The following is a 342-nucleotide window of genomic DNA, read 5'->3' as shown; positions in this document are numbered from 1 at the left end:
CATATACACCCCAAACTAGACCAATGGCAAATGACTGCATAATCACATTGTCGACAAATAACTTCTCCCATTTCTCTGCTTCCCACATGCGATTTTGTGATAATGCAGCTTCTAGTCTAGTTTTTTGGTTCGTTACTACCGTTTTCAGTTGCTTCTTCAGCAACTTGAACTGTTCTCTCGCATCGGTTGCTTTTTGTTCATCATCACTCTTAGCAACTTGAGGTAAATTTTTCACACTCTTTCCATATACACCCCAAACTAGACCAATGGCAAATGACTGCATAATCACATTGTCGACAAATAACTTCTCCCATTTCTCTGCTTCCCACATGCGATTTTGTG

Annotated in this window: 1 protein-coding gene; it reads right to left on the bottom strand. The window is 40.1% G+C overall.

Annotation, left to right across the window (positions count from 1 at the left end; translation table 11 throughout):
* A partial coding sequence (locus CK486_RS17810) for a DUF4132 domain-containing protein (protein WP_141248939.1) occupies positions 1-342 on the bottom strand: 342 nt, incomplete at both ends.

The organism is Pseudomonas sp. HAR-UPW-AIA-41, from assembly GCF_002304225.1.
Classification (GTDB): Bacteria; Pseudomonadota; Gammaproteobacteria; order Pseudomonadales; family Pseudomonadaceae; genus Aquipseudomonas.
Note: the sequence above shows the minus strand (reverse complement) of the source record. Positions and strands in the feature narration are given on the sequence as shown.